Here is a 15,525-nt window from a genome sequence, read left to right as displayed (position 1 = left end):
CTGTCCAGATGTAGCCCATGCCCCGCACAGTCTTGATATAACTGTGCTGCTCGTCCTCAATCTTGGACCGCAGCCGGTTCATGGTCACCGTCAGGGTGTGATCATCAATGAAGTTTCCCGCGCTGTCCCACAGACGGTCCAGCAGCACCTGCCGGGTAAGGATCTGTCCACTATGTTCCGTGAGGGTCTTGAGCAACTTATATTCATTTGGGGTGATGGCGAGTTTTTCCGCTCCTCGCTGGGCGGTGAGGGCGGTAAAGTCCAGGGTCAGCCATCCATCGCTCCAGCGGTCGGCCTGTGCCGCAGGCTGCTTTGCTCCCATCCGGCGTAGTGCCACCTCTATCCGGCGCAGGAGGATCTGCATATTGAAGGGCTTGGTAACATAGTCCTCGGCACCCATATCAAATCCATTCAGCACATCCGCCTCCAGGTCATTGGCGGTCAAAAAGATCACCGGCAAATCAGACTGCTGCGCCTTGATTTCCCGGCACAGATCAAAGCCGCTGCCATCTGGCAGGTTCACATCCAGCAGGGCCAGATCAAAGGCATCGCCCGCCAGCAGCTGACGGGCCTTTTGGCAGTTATAAGCGGCCACGGTGAGATAGCCCTGACTGTCCAGTTCAAAGCAGAGGCCGGCACTTAAAGCAAGATCGTCTTCTAAAACTAGAATTTTGTTCATCTTTTCACTCCAAAACACGCGATGTATTCAGTATAGCAAATTCTGCGCTCTGTGTAAAAGGAAAGTTGATCAGAGAAGATCATCTCTATCGTGCAATGCCTTTGCAAGCATCTTCCAGCTTTTATTGCCGGGAACGCAAAAGCGAATTATGCCTTCTTTTTTCAAAAAGTTTGATCAATTTGCAGAAAAAGCGAAGCTTTTTCCTATTTAATAAGTAGAACACTGAAAAAGGAGGTTTACCCCCATGTACAAGCCACACACCATTGAGCAATTCAAAGTCCAGCAGTTTCTGGAACACACTTTTGCCATCGACCACTTTCTGGTTTCTCCACTGTCCCGTACCGCACTCATGCTGGAGGATAAAAACGGTGAACGGATCGCCTTTTCCTTCTCGGATAATGAGGTCCGCGAGATCCCAATTCCCCCTGCCGCAGATTTGGAAAAGGTAAAGGCCTTCATCCGCCAATTTCATGCGCTCGACCCTAAGCCGCATCTGCGCACCTTTGAAGAAATCACCCGTTGGTGGCTGGACCATCCTAATCCGCTGACTTACCAGCAGGCCCTTGGGCTGTCGGACGAGCTCTACCACCGCTTTCTCTCTCATCCCATGATTGACGATGAAGACGCATGGCGCATGGCTTCGTCCGGCCTTGTCTCGGAGGATGGTTATCGTGACATCCAGCTCTGGTATTTTAACGGCAACTCTTTTACCTGCTGGCTGGGGCCGCTCGGTGTGGACGGAACCGGCAATTTATACGCCCTGACCTTCAACTATGGCACGCCCAGGGCCAGGGAGCTGAGATTCTATCTGTTGGACGATTACTACCGCGACATGAACCACATATTGTAACTCGCTACGGCGAAATATCTATATATAGTATTATACCGCTTGACAAACGCAAGATATAGTGTTACACTTAGCTTGTAATTGATTTTTGTGCGTTCCCCATGTGGGATACAGATCTTGTATCTGTACCGCGAGGCCAAAACCCTTGCATTGCACACGCAGTTAAGTTTGTATGCTGTATCAAGTGTCAGTGGTATCGTTGCGCCCATTCAGGGCCGATATCTGCTGGCACTTTTTATATATAGATATTAACGCCGACGGCGAAGAAAGGAAGTGTTATGGCACAAATCCATGTATTTGGCCGGGTCATGCACGATCTTGTCCCAAAAGAGAGCCAGTCAAAACAGCCGTATGTCTGTTTTGACCTGATGGAGCGTTCCGGCAACAACCCGCCGGACTTCTACCAAGTGTGGGCTCGCGGCGACCAAGTTGCCCGGCTCGTAAGGCTCAAAATCAAAAAGGGAAGCATGATTTGGCTCACTGGATCGCAAAAGCTGGTGGATGTACGCCAAAAGGACGGAACCACAGTTAAGAAGCTGAAAATATGGCTGACGGACTTTGGATTTCTTCCTGGGCAAACCTCCAGAGCGAAGACTGAATGTGAGCAGCATGACTCCGACACAGCGGCAACCGCTCCAGCGCCTTCCGAGGTAATGGACGGTGACCGCGAATCCCTGCCGGAATAGATCCGGCGCTGTAAGAGGGACCGTATCAAGTTTTCAGAATGAACTGAAGCTTGGTGCGGTCCCTCTTTTTTTGTTTTCAGGCAAAAATCGAAAGAAAGGACGGTAACCACATGAGTAATGACAAGGGACTTTTGAGTGGCAGCATTACGATCCTGATAGGTGCTGTCATCGCTATCATGGCTCTGGTTCGCGGGCCCTGGCAAGCATGGCTGTTGATTGGGGTATTCACCCTCTGGGGGCTTTGGATCGTGCTGATCCTCCTGCTCCCGTATATGCAGCAGGCCAAGCGCCGCCGCCAGCGCCAGCATCGAGAGCGTCAGCTCCATGCCGAGGGCATCGCACAGAACACCTTTACGGTGCCGGAAATTGAAGCACCAGTACCGGATGATCTGCTGCTCCGCTATGCCAACCATCGGATTCTGACCTATCTGCGTTCATCGTTTTCCAACGCCTGCTTCGAGTGGTGTGAAAAGCGGCCGGTGGATCTGATCCGTGGAAATGGTACTGGGCGCATCCGCCTTTACAATGTGGAGGCGTTTGACCACGCCGACATCACATTTGGCAAAGACGCAACGATCCGTTGTGACCTGCTCAAGATCGTGCCGCTCACCAAAGCAGGGGCGGAGCAGGACGAACAGGCCGACATTCCGCCCAACAAGCAGCCCGTCGATCCGCGTATCTGGTATGAAAACAACGGGCGCACGGTCATGGAAACGCTGATCGCTGACCTGAACTCCCGTGGGCACAGCAAGCTCACGCTGAAAGAAAACGGCGATATTTGCATTCAGCAGGGCGAAGAGCTTGTTCCGCAGGAACACCTCTCCAATTTTCCGGCAAAGGTCTATTGGCCTCGTCTGGTGGAGGTGCTGGAGAGCAATGGTCTGGCGGCTGAAACAACGACACAGGGCATTCAGGTCTCCTGGTGACCACTATTGCTGCAGGAAGGAAGTGAAATAATATGAAATCTGGGATCAGTCTTGTGGACATGGCAAAGGAGATCCAGCGCCAGGCCGACTTAAAAGCCGACTATGCGCTGGACACCCGCAACCTCAGTCTGGAGCCGTATGGCTCGAAGCTGTATCTCAATGCCTATGACCAGCCCGGTGTCCCGGCGCTGGAGCCGTTGGAGATCAATTCCATCGCCCACCGGCAGATCGGTACCCACCTGAAAATTCCGGCGTCCTACTATGACAAGATGCTGGAGGAGTATCCTGAACTGCTGGCGCAGAACGTGAACGCCTGGTTCCAGCGCGATCCCTCCGTCCGTTTGGTTCGGACCATCGGAGGTACGGCGCGTGCATTTCTCAGTACCCGCTACCGGCGTATTGACAATCTGGATATTGCGGGCATTGTCCTCCCTGTCCTTCAGGACATGGACGGGATGCATTTCGAGAGCTGCCAGCTCACCGAGAGCCGTATGTACATCAAAGTGGTCAATACCCGCCTGGAGGCTGAGGTCGTGCCTGGTGACATCGTTCAGTCCGGCATCATCATCAGCAACAGTGAGGTGGGCCTCGGCTCGGTGAATATCCAGCCATTGGTCTACCGCTTGGTGTGCAGCAACGGCATGGTGGTAAACGATGCGCAGACCCGCCGTAACCATGTGGGGCGTGTCAACGAGGTATCGGAGAATTACCAACTGTACTCGGATAAGACACTGGAAGCTGAGGACAAGGCGTTCGCCATGAAGATCCAGGACACTGTTCGGGCCGTGGTAGATGAGGTTCGCTTTACCCGTGTGGTCAACATGATGCGGGAAGCCAAGAATGCTCGCATGAATACTGTCGATGTTCCTGGCATTGTGAAGCTCGTCAGCAAAGATTTCCATATCACGGACGATGAAAGCTCCGGTGTTCTGCAGCGGCTGATCGAAGGCAATGATCTGACTTTATATGGTCTGTCCAACGCCGTGACCCGCCACAGCCAGGATGTCCAGGATTATGACCGGGCGACTGCTCTGGAAGGCATTGGCTACAACATTCTTTCCATGCCGGCGCGGCAGTGGAGCCGAATTAACCAGATGGCCGCTTAGACGGCTGCCATCCATCTAAATTTGACAGGAGGAACGAACTATGTACGAACAGAACACTTCTATGATGACCGCAAACGAGCAGAACAAATTCATGCTCCCGGCAATGGTGGATGGGGGATTTCAGCAGTGACGAGATCGCGGAGGACGCGGACGGCCTGCAGATGATGAGCTTCCAGCGGGTCAAGATCCCCGCCGGCGGCGCCCTGCAGTTTGAGATCCCTACGGAGGACCCCGACAACCCGGACTACGCCCGGACGCTGGAGGGCGTCATCCTCTACAATCATTCCGCCTATACCCTTTGGCCGGAAGGCAGCGAATACGATGAGGACACCAAGCCCCTCTGCTCCTCTGTGGACGGCAAGACTGGTATTGGCGAACCGGGCGGCGCCTGCGCCACCTGCCCGATGAACGCATACGGTTCGGCTCGGGACGGCGGCCGCGGCAAGGCATGCAAGAACATGCGGGACATTTACTTGCTGCGCAGCGGCGAGTATATGCCTCTGCAGATCTCTCTGCCGCCCACCAGCATTAAGCCGTTCAAGGAATTCTTGAACAGGGCCTTTGTCTACCGCCGGCGCGCCACCTATGGCAGCCTGATCCAGATTGCGCTCAAGAAAGAGAACAATGGCAACGACTACAGCGTCGCCACCTTCCGCCTTGTGCGCGACTTCCAGGGTGATGAGCTGGCTCAGATCCGCGCCTATGCCAATGTCTTCAAGGAGCAGATCAAGGCCATCAACATCCAGCGCGCCCTGATCAATGAGGAGCAGCGCACCAGCGACTGCGACTATGTGATCCCGGAATCTGCGACTGCGGCGCCGGGCCCGGACGGAAGCTATGTGGTCGGGGAAGTCAACGGCGACTATGAGAAGTTGCCGGCGTAACTGTTTTTGTTGCGGCGATGCCGCATGAAATGTCAGCAAGGGGATACCTTCGGCTCAGGCCGGGGGTATCCCTTTTTTCATTTTAGAATGGAGGAAATAAGATGTTAAGCGAAGTACCGTTGACCAAAGAACAGCAGGAGTTTGCTGCAGAGCACCACGGCCTGGTCTATAAATTTCTCAATGACAACCATCTGCCAGAGAGTGAATTCTATGATGTGGTCATTTTCCCGTATTTGAAAGCTGTCAAAGATTACTTTTCTGATGAATCGGCACGGCATTTCTCATTCGCGGCTATTGCCAGACATCGAATGCGTTTATGTGTCTATGACCATTTTCGTGTTCAAGCACGTCGTAAGCGTAATGCGGAAATCATCAGCATCCATCTGGGCCTATACCCGGACGGTACTCCGCTGGAGGAATTACTGCCGGCTCAAGACCGTGTGATGCAGGAATTTGAAATGCAGCAGATGCTCCATGAACTGGCCGCCCATATTTCTGAGCAGCAGATGAAGATCGTCCGCATGAAGGGTTACGGCTATGGCATCAGGGAGATCTCCCGACACGAGAAATTACCGATGAAACGCATCCAAGAGCTCCTTGAGGAAACTCGCACCGTGTTTCTGCGGTTATGCCACGAGTGATCATCGACTTATTTTGAATAGAATGGAGGTCGAATTATATGACGAAATCAAAGAAATCCATTGTGATGCGCGGAGCTCTTCTGCGCCCTCTGGCGCTTGGGCAGAGCGCCCTTCTTCACGCGGGCGGTAAGATCTACCATACTTCCCGTGTGGTTGCCGTCCATGAGCAGTCGGATGACCTGGTGCGCTTTGAAACGCTCAATTCCATCTACTGCCTCTCCATGTCCCCTTTTCCGCTGGCGGCCTGCAACCCGCTCCCGATGATGAGCTTGGCCGCATGTGCGTAAAGCGGTTGTAAGATGACACGGGGACAACAGAATTTGTCCTATATGTTTTGGGCCGTGACGGATCTCCCGTCACGGCCTTTTTCGGAGGATTGCCATGGATAAACAAGAAACAATGGCGGTGTTGGTCCACACAAAAGACGTTGTTAACTATCAATGCCGCAAATGCGGTCAATGCTGCCGCCATATTGAGAACAGTGTGATGGTGGAAAGCCTGGATGCCTACCGGCTGGCAAAGTATTTGCGTGACCGAGATCCCAGCATCTCCACCATAGATGAAATGCTGGCCCGATACTGCGAGCCCATGCCGCTGACGGATACTTGCTTCCCCATTTTTACACTGAAAACCACCGGACCGGATGATTCCTGCATTTTCTTGAAAAACGGCCTGTGCAGCATCTATGAAGCGCGTCCCCGGACCTGCCGGCTTTACCCTTTTTCTGTTGGGCCTGGCGAGCGGGGCCATGATTTTGAATACTGCCTCTGTTTCGACAGCAATCAGCAATATCATTTCAGCGGTGGGAAAGTCTCCGTCAAAGACTGGTTCTATCACAACTTCCCCAGACTGGACAAAGAATATTTGAAACAGGAGTATGCATCCATTGCAGAAATCGGAAAACGGATGCGCTCTATTGATCCAATGCTAGATAAACAGGTAGTCTTTCAGGTGATGTTTTACCGCTACTATAACTTCGATTTGGATGCGCTCTTCCTCACTCAGTACGAGCAGAACACCCGGCTGCTGCTGGAGCGGCTCCGGCGGTTCGAGTTGGAAAGGTAGGATGCCGCTATGATTTATGCGTTGGAGCATCTGACCCTTCAAGGGCCGGAACACCCACAGCGGTGTCAATGGAAGCAATATGCCTTCTGCGCCAACAAAGCCCTTTTAGAACGAATCCGGCTGAATCAACCCCATCCGGAAGAATGGCGTGTCAGGCTATCTGTACAGCAAAGTAAAAAGAAAGCAGCATAGGAGGCTATCTATGGAGCAGAAACATTATTTTCCGCCTCTTTATGGCGGTGTGGATTGCGGAAAATGCGAAGTGCAAAATTGCTGGTGCCGAGGGAAATACCAACGGAACCGGCGTGATATGACTCACACATCCGGAAGATGCCCCAGACTACCAGACCTAAAAGGTTTTGTGGAAAAGGAAGAACGTGAGCTGTATAAATCGACTTTTATGCTCGTACATGCAGAGTGTGGTGCCGGCGGTCTGCATTTGACGCTCACGATCCCCGGTCACAAGAGAACTCGGAAGGTCTACCAGACCAAAAGCGGATACTGGTACTGCAACTTGACCAATGAGGAAGGGCATTCTGAACGGCAAGTGCTGAATTTGGAGGGTTACCAATCCAAAGATGATATTTTACAGCACATGAAAAGCCTTCGGACCGATTACATCATCCTGCGATGCAGTATGGAAGGCTTTACTGTCTAAGCTGTTCCGAACCAGCCAAGGAATCTGCCGCTATTGGCGGCTTCACATAGACCGCCGCAGGCTCCAAGCTGCGGCGGCTGCTTATCGACAATAGGAGGTGTCAATTTTTTGAATTTCCACGAAACAAAATATGGGCATATATTTTACGAGGTCCAGCTGCCCAGGCTCATCAAGGCGCTGGAGAGAATTGCTGATGATCTGTCCAAGTCCTCTTCCTCTATGACAGGCGGTGTGACGGTTGACCCCAACTTCCTGCACGATCTTTATTTTGGCGAATATGAGCCGAGCGTGTTTACAGAACAGAGCGTAGAACAGCGGGCGCTTGACCGCAGGGTTTCTGCCGCTGAGCAGGCGCTTCAGCAGATATTCGCCGGTATTCCTGCGGCCGCAGCCGCTTTTGAGGCCTACCAGCTTGCCGTCAGCGAACGCAACGGCGCCACGGTGGAGCAGGCGTTTGAGTCCGGCTATCGGACTGCTGTGAACATGCTGGCGGCCGGACTTATGCTGCCTGGAAGCAAACAGGATGCCGAAATTCCTCTTACCACGCAGGAACTTCGGAAGATGGATGGCGAACAGGTCTTTTGCCTCGATATGAACGAGGATGTCAGGGTTGTAGCCCGCAAAAAAGGATTTATCCAGATCACCAATGACAAGGAGATCCACCGCATAGTAGGCCTGACCTTATATCGACACCGGCCGAGCTGGTGCCAATAAAATCCCAATGATCGCGGCGGAGGATATAGCATGAAAATCTCCGAAGATGAAGCCAGGCGATTCCTTGAAAGCCTTTTGCCGATGCAGGAAGCAGAACAACAGCTTCTCTGTCCGAGGTGCGGTCGCAATGAATTATACACTGGGAAACACTCTTTTCTAAACCCTTTGAGCAGGTACGCTCATGTGCATATCTGCGAAAGGTGCTGGATGGATGAGGCGTTGAGAGAGATCGACAACGATCCTGTTCCCTTGACTATTTGGAGCGCGGTTTTTTCTTTTGTTATGAGCGGCAAAGCCCCTCCGACAAATAGCTCCCATCAGGACAGCGACGCCCCACAGGCTTTATAGGCTGGAGATAAGCACAACGGCTGGCAGACTATGTTTGGCACAGTCTGCCAGCCATAATTTTTACGAGGTACTGAGGATATGAATCAGGAGAACTATAAGCTGCCCGGAGGAGTAGAATTCTCTTCCATTACCTATGAGGACATCCTCTGGCAAACCGGTGTGTTCCGCTATGAACGAACAGGCTCTGGCAGAGACAAAATAACTTTTTACTGGAACGCTGTAAAAACCAAGCTGGGGGAAATCGAAGAAAAAAACTGGTGCAGATTGGCGGAGGCCCTGATTGAGCGAGAAAATGAGACACAGCTGCTGAAAGACCTGATCCAGTGGTGCACTGAGCACAACTATGTCAAGGCTTCTGCTGCTGAGATACGAAAAGATGCCCTGCAGCTCCATGTGGCCAGATTCTTCGATGATCCGCAATGGATCGACTTTATCCCATTCAACAAAAAATACCGTCCAGAGGTCTTGGAGACCGCCAATATCGTTTTTGTGCGAAATGAGTGCTGTCAGAAGGTCGGTCCCGTCACACAAGAGCAAATTGACCGCTCCCATGCCGGAACCATCGCTTGCCCTTTTTGTGGGAGATGGAGCAGGTATATCGTCTTAGGGACCCGGCTCCGGCCAGAACCACTCGATCCTTGCTGGGACTGTGACTGTAATGACCCTGATATGGGCTGCACCATGCCCAGCATTGATAAAAGCTACGCCTGCCCCCTGGGCAGCACTGATGATAAGCAAATGGAGGTGTTAGATGAGTAGATATTTGAAGCCGCGGGATCATGGCTATTTGATGGAAGCGGCAGCCTGCACGAAAGTGCTTCGAGATCTGCACCGCATAGAGGCTAAATTTGCCCGGGCGGTGGAGAAAGAAGGCGATGCCCGGCAGGCTGAATTTAAAAAAGTGATGCAGTACCGCAACGAGCGGGAGATCCAGGATGATTTCGGCTGGGGCTTCATCACCGAAGCCCAGTATGACCGGTATCTGCTTCTCTTCCAGCAGGGGCAGGCTGCTATGGAGCAGCTGCCTCCGACAAAGAACGAACTTGCCATGCGTCTGGTACGCCGCATCATCGCGGATATTGACAGGGACCGCCGGGAGTGGGAATTTTCTGCTCTCTCCCCAGAAGATCAGCAGGCGGAACTGGCGCGCGCTGAGCAGGCAAAAAAGGCATGGAAACAGAAAATTGCGGAATTAAAGCGAAAGCGCGGCATCATTGAGGCCAGCGAGGCACAGGAGGAAACATGATGGAAACTTTATGCGAATTGGCCTTTGAACGGGCCGTAGAACTGATTCGGGACAGGCCGCAGGTCTACTATCGGCATGGCGTATGGAATGCATATTATCAGAGAAGCACAGCCGATGTGATCACCTCGATCATGCGCAGCGGCTACGGGGCCGATGTTTATGAGAAGGATGGAGACCTGTATGTTTCTGTTCCCGCCGACTGCGATATGTGGTAAAGCCGCAGCAAATGCAGGGAGTCCCCGCAAGGATGCTCCCGACATCTTCAACGGGCGCTGCCCCATTCGATCAAGGAGGGCGATAAAGGTGATGCAAATCTCTATTGAAAAGAAACTCAAAAATATCAGGAAACCAGCCGTTTACAGCATCGTCAAACGGTCTGTTGGTCATTGGCAGGACCCGCCCAAGAGTCTTCAGGCATATCGTTCCTATTCCGCCGCCCATTTTCATGTTTATGAGCGGTGCCGTCATTTTCGGCGCGGATAGCGAACATATCTTGCCGATGAAAATTGGGCAGTCTTCTGATTCAATTTTTTAAGGAGGAGTTGCTATGATTTACAAAGAACCGGGCGAGAAGCTCATGTATGAAAACGCCGCCTACATAGTAGGTGGGCGCGTTCTCGCCAATGAGGCAAGTGAGTATGATGGACTCTTTGGGCGCATCCTTGAGATCCGCACAGGTGATGACCGGGAAACCGAAAATGATACGCCGGACATCTATTGTGCCTTTGATCCGCCGCCTCTTTCTGCCGCCCGCGCTGCGCTGGAGCAGACCTTTTCTCAACTCTATGATACGCCAAAGCGCGTGGAAGAGCTGGGGCTGGATCTGGTCATCATGGCGCCTGAGATGCTGACGCCCCTCGCCGTCCCGGAGCAGGAATACGCTCAGGCAGACCTCTATGTGGTCGTATCACACTGGGCCACAGATGGAGAATTTGGCTCCTATGAAATCCCGTTCACCAATTTGGTGGACGCTCGGCGGCAATTCCATGATGACTTAACCGCTGAGCTGAACGACGGCTGCATCGAGAAGTGGCGTGAGAACAGCCAGTTTGTAGAGGAGGAAACTGCAGAAAGCTACGAGTGCTATCTGGATGGAGAATACTGCGAGAACCATTTCCTGATTGCGGTTGAGAAGCGGTCCTTGCCGCTGGCTCCCCAATTTATCCGTACTGTGGCCACGATTTATGACGATGAATGCGCACAAAAGGATCTTCTTGAGAAGGCTGGGAAACTGCCTGAATATCTGGCGCTGACGGAGGCGCAGAAAAAGCAGCTGCTCCAAGACGAGGATATTCGGGGGCGCATCAACCACTATCTGGGGCGCTGCGATGCCTATTGGGATTGTTATTGGGACGCAGTATCCGAGGCTGCACAGGAACTTTTACGGAACTATCATTTGTAAACGGCCTCTACATGGGTAGCAGGCTGGTAATCTCTTGGGAAAGGGAGGAACACTATGGACGAAAAAGAATTGCGCAAGACACTTGAAATTCAGTTGGATACCCTCCGGCGCAACTTGGAGGTCGTATCGCTGGACGTGCTGAAAACAAAATACAAAAAGCCTTATGATGAACTGCGGGAAAAGATCTGCAAGGCGGCCACAGCATACACTCGTCATGTGGCCCTGAGCAATATCCGCATCAGGCATAGCCTGTTTGATGAAGCTAAAACCTATATTGATGCGGCGATTCAGCAAACGCAGTGCCTGAAAAAGATTTCTAATGCAGCCTTCCAGCGGCAGGATATGGATGAGATCGAAGCATTGGCCCACACCTTGCGGGGAGAGATCGAGCAGTCCCTTCACTATTTCTACCTACAGCACATGTGCCTGCTTGTCTCTCACGAATGCATCAACGATCCCCAGAAAGTCCCGGAGATCTATAACAAGGCCACCTCTTGCATCTGGCGTGACGGCGCCTGGCAGCCGATGGAGGATACCGGAATGGACCTCTTGCTCTCCGCTCCCGTCATCCATGAATTGCCCCCGGCGGATGAAGCGGATAAAGCCGCATGAAAATGCCAAGGTGTCTAAACAATGATTGGCCTTTCAAACTCCAGGCAAAGATTCATCTCCATTGCAAACGGCGATGCGGGTGAGCAGGAACTGCATGACTGGATCATTCGGCACCTAAAAGCGCCTTCCGACTGATTAGCCGGCGCAACTGGATATACTTTTTTCAACAACAACTGCCTTGCCCTCTGGCAAGGGCCACTTTTGAAAAGGGACCGACAAACAGCGCATTTGCTGTTTGCCGGCCCTTTTGCTTTTTAGAGAATGTCATTGTCTGAAGAAATTAACAATTACTATGGAGGGATCTGCAATGAAAAGAATTCAACTTACTTTTCTGTTTGAGGACACCGGCTTCTGTAAAGATGTGTTCCGGTCTGTCAGCCAGCCCCACTACTACTGCAATCGTGATATGGTAGACGGCACCTGGTACACTTCTACGTCGGATTGCTATGAAAACGACAGCCGCATCCGAAAGGACGTTATCATTGAGGTCATCTCGGATGGCCGGGTAATTGCGCTGGATGGGAACGGTGATTTTGAAGAGAAACGGCCTTTCATCCCGTTCGACACCTTTAGGAAGGAACTGGAGCAGTCGTTTTTGAAAGAGCACCCGGGACTTCATGGCTATGAAGACATGAAGCAAAAGCTCCTGTCCCTGCCGGGCGGGGAGGCATACGCTGATCCGGACAGCTGCCGGGACAACTGGGTCTTTGACCTTGATTTTGATAACGAAACCGAGCAGGTGCTGGAACCTGCTCACTGGATGGGCCGGGAGTACCATGTCCTCGCTGTCCAGTACACTCACAGGCCTACCGGCTTTGTTTTTACAAATTATCGGTTTCGCGCTGCGGCTCTACGCCCCAACACATCCAGCCATGACCTCCTGCTTTACGACTGGCAGGAGGACTGCTGAAGGAGGGGAGTTTATGGGAATGCTGCTGATTCGGGAATTGAACATCAACGGCTGCGGCGATTTTGCTGATGTGCTGGTCCAAACCAATCAGCCGGTAACACCGGAGCAGATGAAGAAACTGCACCACGAGCTGACACGCCTGAACAACGAACAGGAGTGCCCGGATACGGATGATGTGGTCCAAGAGGCAGTACGAAATATTTTGGGCAGCACAGCCCGGTGCATCGACTACAATTTGCTTGAATATGGGGGAAGGATGACTTTGTGAGCGAGCATTTTTCAGGTCAGCCATATTCCTCCAGCAAAGAGACAGCCTGAACAACAACATTTAAAGGAGAAACACCATGAATATACTGGATGATAGATCTTTTATCAATAGCTCCAGCACAAAATGGATGGACCGGGGCTATGCCAGGGAAGATGTTCATTCCCTGAGACTGCAATATCTCTACACCGAAGAACAGCAGGAAGCAAATCGCCAGATGTCCGACGCCAGCCCCGATCAGGCGTACCACAATATTAGACGGGCCGCTGAGTCCAGAAATGCTGTAATGGCCTCTGTTATGGCGGCTATCGCCAGAGAGTTTATCTGTTATCAATATGAGGCGGAAGATCCTGCTCCTTATGGGAGCCCCGCCTGGGACTTGTTTTTCTGGTGCAATGACTTCAGCAACACCCTTCACGGCTATGGACTTTCCGGCCGGGACTACTCCTATTTCACACTGACATTTAATTCTGCTCAAACTGTAGAACAAAGGGCAGGGGTCTGTGGGCGTGTCCTGGACTTTCTGGAGACACAGTTCAGCTCAAATCCCAATCTGGTGGTTGCCGTACAGCGCACCATTTGGTATGACGAGAGAAAGATCTTTGCGGACGCCAAAAAGATACAACATCTTCTGGATGGCCGCCGCTATACCTACAACTCCAAAGAAGGCAAATTTTTTATGGAGGATGGGCAGCTTTTCTTTCATCCAAAGTATGCCAGACGATATAACTACCGTGTGGGTCCGTCCGATATTCTCTCAATATGCTGGGAACTGGATTTGATTCCCAATGTTGGAACGGCGCCGGTCAAGGCCCCAGCGCCGGCTTGGGGGAATCACGGGCCCCTTACGTTCCCTTATGAGAAATACGGCGCCATACATCCTATCCAGCTAAAAATATCCGCTTATATGGACGGGAACCTGTCGATTGCCATGCTTACCTGGGAGAATGGTTATGGGGAGCCTTGGGCGTCCCTGACGGTCAACCTGGAGGGTACTCGGCAAAAGGACTGTGCTTTCATCAACACCAACGGAGACCCTGATTTCCCTGTCTGGCTGATCCGCCACGGCCTGGCGATCCCCACGGGAATCGTCCAGCACAGCGGAAACTGCAAATACCCGGAATACCGATTCCGGGCGGAGCGGCTTCAGCAGATCGACGCGGAGGGATATTCCGGCTACCTGGCTCTGCAGAATGGGAGGCACAGCGCATGAAATACAAAGAAATATATGCGGCCTTGAACCAGCGACGCCAGGAGGTTCCAGGGTTCTCCTATTCGGATTACAGCGGATGGCGGTGTCTGGAACAGTCCTCCGCTACGCTCCCACTGTGGGTCGAGGCAGAAGATCCCGTTCATCACCGGCGCTTCATTTTCAAGCACTATGGCATTATGATCCAAACAATCATCATTGACTGCGATACACACACCGAGCAAAAGATTTTACATCGCCGGCGCGATGACTTGGGGACTGATCTGCTGGCCTTATTTCAAAGCGAATTGCCTGCCTCTTCTCCATGGCCCGAGGCACGGCGTCAGAAATGCGATTTTTTCAAGGACTAAAGATCGGATTTACAAAGAAGGAGGATGTTAAGTATGAAGATCATTTTATACCCAAAAGAACTATTGGAAATGGCCTGGCGCAAGGATAAAAAGCTCTATGTGGACGATGACGCAGCGGAACCGCCCAAGTGCCTGCGTTGCGGCGCTGTCCTCGCTGCCCACCTTCCCATCAACGCGCTTAGCCGCTATGCAAATGTATATATCTGCGAGTCCTGCGGCATGGATGAAGCCCTTCGGGATGCTGCCCGCAAGCCCATCCCCCTTGAGGAATGGGAGGCCATCAAACAAGGCTGGCTCCCCAAACCGGAAAAAGGCCGCATCTGCTGCTTGACCACAAATTGCACCTTTGAAGAGGTGTTCCAGCACACCTACACGCCGCCTATGCAGATCATCAAACGTCCCGTCAGTGAAGTTGTTTATTCTCGCTCAGATTATGACGGATACAAATGGTGGACGACTTGGCACAATGAGCGTGGACAAAAGCCGGCGCCGGAACTGGTAGCGGAAATCGACAAATTCCAAAACACTCTGTTTAAGCTGCCGGCTTTTCGGACTTTGGACACTATGAAGCGGTTCTGCAGATATGCGCAGCCTACCAATGGAACGACAGAGTTCAACCTCTATTCTGAAACAGAGCATTTGTATATCTGGATCAGACTGATCACCCGTTTTCGGGATTACAATGTCTATGTCCATTATTACGACAAAAACGCTGTGGAGGGTACTCAGTAAACAAAGGAAAAGCACAGCAAACCAGTTCTTGTTGTAACGGGGCCGCAGGTTGGGACTTCCCAATCTGCGGTCTCCTTTTCTTCTTTTGGAATCACTTTGTTGGACAATGATGAATGATACAGAGGCTTTCTCCGCTCCTTTCATCGTACTGAGTCGCTTGTTGCTATTTCTAATATGAGGTAAAATATTTTTCGGGATCTTATTTGTTGTGAGGTTTCTGTGACATTTGGTTGATACTCTATAT

At 52.0% G+C, this 15,525-nt stretch carries 23 protein-coding genes; 22 read left to right on the top strand and 1 reads right to left on the bottom strand.

Translation table 11 applies throughout. From position 1 onward, the window contains the following. The coding region (locus TQ39_RS08995) for a response regulator transcription factor (protein ID WP_050005306.1) at positions 1-679 on the bottom strand (679 nt) is incomplete at its 3' end. 244 nt (positions 680-923) lie between these two features. Here TQ39_RS08995 and TQ39_RS08990 point away from each other — a divergent pair. The 22 genes from TQ39_RS08990 (at position 924) to TQ39_RS08890 (ending at position 15,281) form a co-directional block, all read left to right on the top strand. Continuing rightward, positions 924-1,529 (top strand): hypothetical protein, encoded by a 606-nt coding sequence (locus TQ39_RS08990; RefSeq protein ID WP_050005305.1) that lies wholly within the window; start codon positions 924-926, stop codon positions 1,527-1,529. A gap of 275 nt (positions 1,530-1,804) precedes the next feature. Continuing rightward, positions 1,805-2,212 carry a single-stranded DNA-binding protein gene (locus TQ39_RS08985; protein ID WP_050005304.1) on the top strand — a complete coding sequence of 136 codons (408 nt, stop codon included), beginning with the start codon at positions 1,805-1,807 and terminating at the stop codon, positions 2,210-2,212. Between the two features lie 110 nt (positions 2,213-2,322). Beyond that, on the top strand, positions 2,323-3,138 hold the full coding sequence (locus TQ39_RS08980; protein ID WP_050005311.1) for a hypothetical protein: 816 nt from the start codon (positions 2,323-2,325) through the stop codon (positions 3,136-3,138). A 32-nt stretch (positions 3,139-3,170) separates the two neighbouring features. Continuing rightward, on the top strand, positions 3,171-4,244 hold the full coding sequence (locus TQ39_RS08975) for a DUF932 domain-containing protein (protein WP_050005303.1): 1,074 nt from the start codon (positions 3,171-3,173) through the stop codon (positions 4,242-4,244). A 110-nt stretch (positions 4,245-4,354) separates the two neighbouring features. Then, positions 4,355-5,128 carry a hypothetical protein gene (locus TQ39_RS08970; protein WP_242853476.1) on the top strand — a complete coding sequence of 258 codons (774 nt, stop codon included), beginning with the start codon at positions 4,355-4,357 and terminating at the stop codon, positions 5,126-5,128. A 101-nt stretch (positions 5,129-5,229) separates the two neighbouring features. After that, entirely contained in the window at positions 5,230-5,769 is a 540-nt protein-coding gene (locus TQ39_RS08965) for a hypothetical protein (protein WP_050005302.1), read from the top strand. 38 nt (positions 5,770-5,807) lie between these two features. Continuing rightward, entirely contained in the window at positions 5,808-6,056 is a 249-nt protein-coding gene (locus tag TQ39_RS08960; protein ID WP_050005301.1) for a hypothetical protein, read from the top strand. Positions 6,057-6,150: 94 nt separating this feature from the next. Next, positions 6,151-6,834, top strand: a complete 684-nt coding sequence (locus TQ39_RS08955; protein WP_050005300.1) for a YkgJ family cysteine cluster protein — start codon at positions 6,151-6,153, stop codon at positions 6,832-6,834. Between the two features lie 9 nt (positions 6,835-6,843). Further along, positions 6,844-7,026, top strand: coding sequence for a hypothetical protein (locus TQ39_RS20840; RefSeq protein ID WP_156146259.1), 183 nt, complete (start codon positions 6,844-6,846; stop codon positions 7,024-7,026). Between the two features lie 10 nt (positions 7,027-7,036). Continuing rightward, positions 7,037-7,492 (top strand): hypothetical protein, encoded by a 456-nt coding sequence (locus TQ39_RS08950; RefSeq protein ID WP_156146257.1) that lies wholly within the window; start codon positions 7,037-7,039, stop codon positions 7,490-7,492. A gap of 108 nt (positions 7,493-7,600) precedes the next feature. Beyond that, positions 7,601-8,206: a DUF6809 family protein gene (locus TQ39_RS08945; RefSeq protein ID WP_050005298.1), complete on the top strand. Its 606-nt coding sequence runs from the start codon at positions 7,601-7,603 to the stop codon at positions 8,204-8,206. A 30-nt stretch (positions 8,207-8,236) separates the two neighbouring features. Further along, entirely contained in the window at positions 8,237-8,554 is a 318-nt protein-coding gene (locus TQ39_RS08940; protein ID WP_050005297.1) for a hypothetical protein, read from the top strand. Positions 8,555-8,632: 78 nt separating this feature from the next. Beyond that, a complete protein-coding gene (locus TQ39_RS08935; protein ID WP_050005296.1) occupies positions 8,633-9,313 on the top strand; it encodes a hypothetical protein in 681 nt (226 codons plus the stop codon). Further along, on the top strand, positions 9,306-9,800 hold the full coding sequence (locus tag TQ39_RS08930; protein WP_050005295.1) for a hypothetical protein: 495 nt from the start codon (positions 9,306-9,308) through the stop codon (positions 9,798-9,800). Before TQ39_RS08935 ends, TQ39_RS08930 begins: the two co-directional genes overlap by 8 nt. Continuing rightward, positions 9,797-10,015 carry a hypothetical protein gene (locus TQ39_RS08925; protein ID WP_132587408.1) on the top strand — a complete coding sequence of 73 codons (219 nt, stop codon included), beginning with the start codon at positions 9,797-9,799 and terminating at the stop codon, positions 10,013-10,015. Before TQ39_RS08930 ends, TQ39_RS08925 begins: the two co-directional genes overlap by 4 nt. Before the next feature lie 332 nt (positions 10,016-10,347). Further along, the gene (locus TQ39_RS08920) at positions 10,348-11,202 is read left to right on the top strand and encodes a hypothetical protein (RefSeq protein ID WP_050005293.1); all 855 of its coding nucleotides are present in this window, start codon (positions 10,348-10,350) and stop codon (positions 11,200-11,202) included. Between the two features lie 54 nt (positions 11,203-11,256). Next, positions 11,257-11,814 (top strand): hypothetical protein, encoded by a 558-nt coding sequence (locus TQ39_RS08915; protein WP_050005292.1) that lies wholly within the window; start codon positions 11,257-11,259, stop codon positions 11,812-11,814. Between the two features lie 307 nt (positions 11,815-12,121). Further along, positions 12,122-12,724 carry a hypothetical protein gene (locus tag TQ39_RS08910; protein ID WP_050005291.1) on the top strand — a complete coding sequence of 201 codons (603 nt, stop codon included), beginning with the start codon at positions 12,122-12,124 and terminating at the stop codon, positions 12,722-12,724. Positions 12,725-12,737: 13 nt separating this feature from the next. Continuing rightward, on the top strand, positions 12,738-12,992 hold the full coding sequence (locus tag TQ39_RS08905) for a hypothetical protein (RefSeq protein ID WP_050005290.1): 255 nt from the start codon (positions 12,738-12,740) through the stop codon (positions 12,990-12,992). A 76-nt stretch (positions 12,993-13,068) separates the two neighbouring features. After that, positions 13,069-14,202 (top strand): DUF4313 domain-containing protein, encoded by a 1,134-nt coding sequence (locus TQ39_RS20255; protein WP_050005289.1) that lies wholly within the window; start codon positions 13,069-13,071, stop codon positions 14,200-14,202. Further along, a complete protein-coding gene (locus TQ39_RS08895) occupies positions 14,199-14,549 on the top strand; it encodes a hypothetical protein (protein WP_050005288.1) in 351 nt (116 codons plus the stop codon). The genes TQ39_RS20255 and TQ39_RS08895 overlap by 4 nt, the downstream gene beginning before the upstream one ends. A gap of 33 nt (positions 14,550-14,582) precedes the next feature. Next, positions 14,583-15,281: a hypothetical protein gene (locus TQ39_RS08890; RefSeq protein ID WP_187120505.1), complete on the top strand. Its 699-nt coding sequence runs from the start codon at positions 14,583-14,585 to the stop codon at positions 15,279-15,281. The last annotated feature ends 244 nt before the right edge of the window (positions 15,282-15,525 follow it).

This window comes from Ruthenibacterium lactatiformans (assembly GCF_000949455.1).
In the GTDB taxonomy this organism is placed as follows: domain Bacteria; phylum Bacillota; class Clostridia; order Oscillospirales; family Ruminococcaceae; genus Ruthenibacterium; species Ruthenibacterium lactatiformans.
Note: the sequence above shows the minus strand (reverse complement) of the source record. Positions and strands in the feature narration are given on the sequence as shown.

Excerpts from the sequence above, each read along its gene's own strand:
- TQ39_RS08890 (WP_187120505.1), top strand. The coding sequence starts at position 14,583 with ATGAAGATCATTTTATACCCAAAAGAACTATTGGAAATGGCCTGGCGC.
- TQ39_RS08895 (WP_050005288.1), top strand. The coding sequence starts at position 14,199 with ATGAAATACAAAGAAATATATGCGGCCTTGAACCAGCGACGCCAGGAG.
- TQ39_RS08925 (WP_132587408.1), top strand. The coding sequence starts at position 9,797 with ATGATGGAAACTTTATGCGAATTGGCCTTTGAACGGGCCGTAGAACTG.
- TQ39_RS08940 (WP_050005297.1), top strand. The coding sequence starts at position 8,237 with ATGAAAATCTCCGAAGATGAAGCCAGGCGATTCCTTGAAAGCCTTTTG.
- TQ39_RS08910 (WP_050005291.1), top strand. The coding sequence starts at position 12,122 with ATGAAAAGAATTCAACTTACTTTTCTGTTTGAGGACACCGGCTTCTGT.
- TQ39_RS08955 (WP_050005300.1), top strand. The coding sequence starts at position 6,151 with ATGGATAAACAAGAAACAATGGCGGTGTTGGTCCACACAAAAGACGTT.
- TQ39_RS08980 (WP_050005311.1), top strand. The coding sequence starts at position 2,323 with ATGAGTAATGACAAGGGACTTTTGAGTGGCAGCATTACGATCCTGATA.
- TQ39_RS08990 (WP_050005305.1), top strand. The coding sequence starts at position 924 with ATGTACAAGCCACACACCATTGAGCAATTCAAAGTCCAGCAGTTTCTG.
- TQ39_RS08960 (WP_050005301.1), top strand. The coding sequence starts at position 5,808 with ATGACGAAATCAAAGAAATCCATTGTGATGCGCGGAGCTCTTCTGCGC.
- TQ39_RS08975 (WP_050005303.1), top strand. The coding sequence starts at position 3,171 with ATGAAATCTGGGATCAGTCTTGTGGACATGGCAAAGGAGATCCAGCGC.
- TQ39_RS08905 (WP_050005290.1), top strand. The coding sequence starts at position 12,738 with ATGGGAATGCTGCTGATTCGGGAATTGAACATCAACGGCTGCGGCGAT.
- TQ39_RS20255 (WP_050005289.1), top strand. The coding sequence starts at position 13,069 with ATGAATATACTGGATGATAGATCTTTTATCAATAGCTCCAGCACAAAA.
- TQ39_RS20840 (WP_156146259.1), top strand. The coding sequence starts at position 6,844 with ATGATTTATGCGTTGGAGCATCTGACCCTTCAAGGGCCGGAACACCCA.
- TQ39_RS08930 (WP_050005295.1), top strand. The coding sequence starts at position 9,306 with ATGAGTAGATATTTGAAGCCGCGGGATCATGGCTATTTGATGGAAGCG.
- TQ39_RS08915 (WP_050005292.1), top strand. The coding sequence starts at position 11,257 with ATGGACGAAAAAGAATTGCGCAAGACACTTGAAATTCAGTTGGATACC.
- TQ39_RS08935 (WP_050005296.1), top strand. The coding sequence starts at position 8,633 with ATGAATCAGGAGAACTATAAGCTGCCCGGAGGAGTAGAATTCTCTTCC.
- TQ39_RS08920 (WP_050005293.1), top strand. The coding sequence starts at position 10,348 with ATGATTTACAAAGAACCGGGCGAGAAGCTCATGTATGAAAACGCCGCC.
- TQ39_RS08950 (WP_156146257.1), top strand. The coding sequence starts at position 7,037 with ATGGAGCAGAAACATTATTTTCCGCCTCTTTATGGCGGTGTGGATTGC.
- TQ39_RS08985 (WP_050005304.1), top strand. The coding sequence starts at position 1,805 with ATGGCACAAATCCATGTATTTGGCCGGGTCATGCACGATCTTGTCCCA.
- TQ39_RS08970 (WP_242853476.1), top strand. The coding sequence starts at position 4,355 with ATGGGGGATTTCAGCAGTGACGAGATCGCGGAGGACGCGGACGGCCTG.
- TQ39_RS08965 (WP_050005302.1), top strand. The coding sequence starts at position 5,230 with ATGTTAAGCGAAGTACCGTTGACCAAAGAACAGCAGGAGTTTGCTGCA.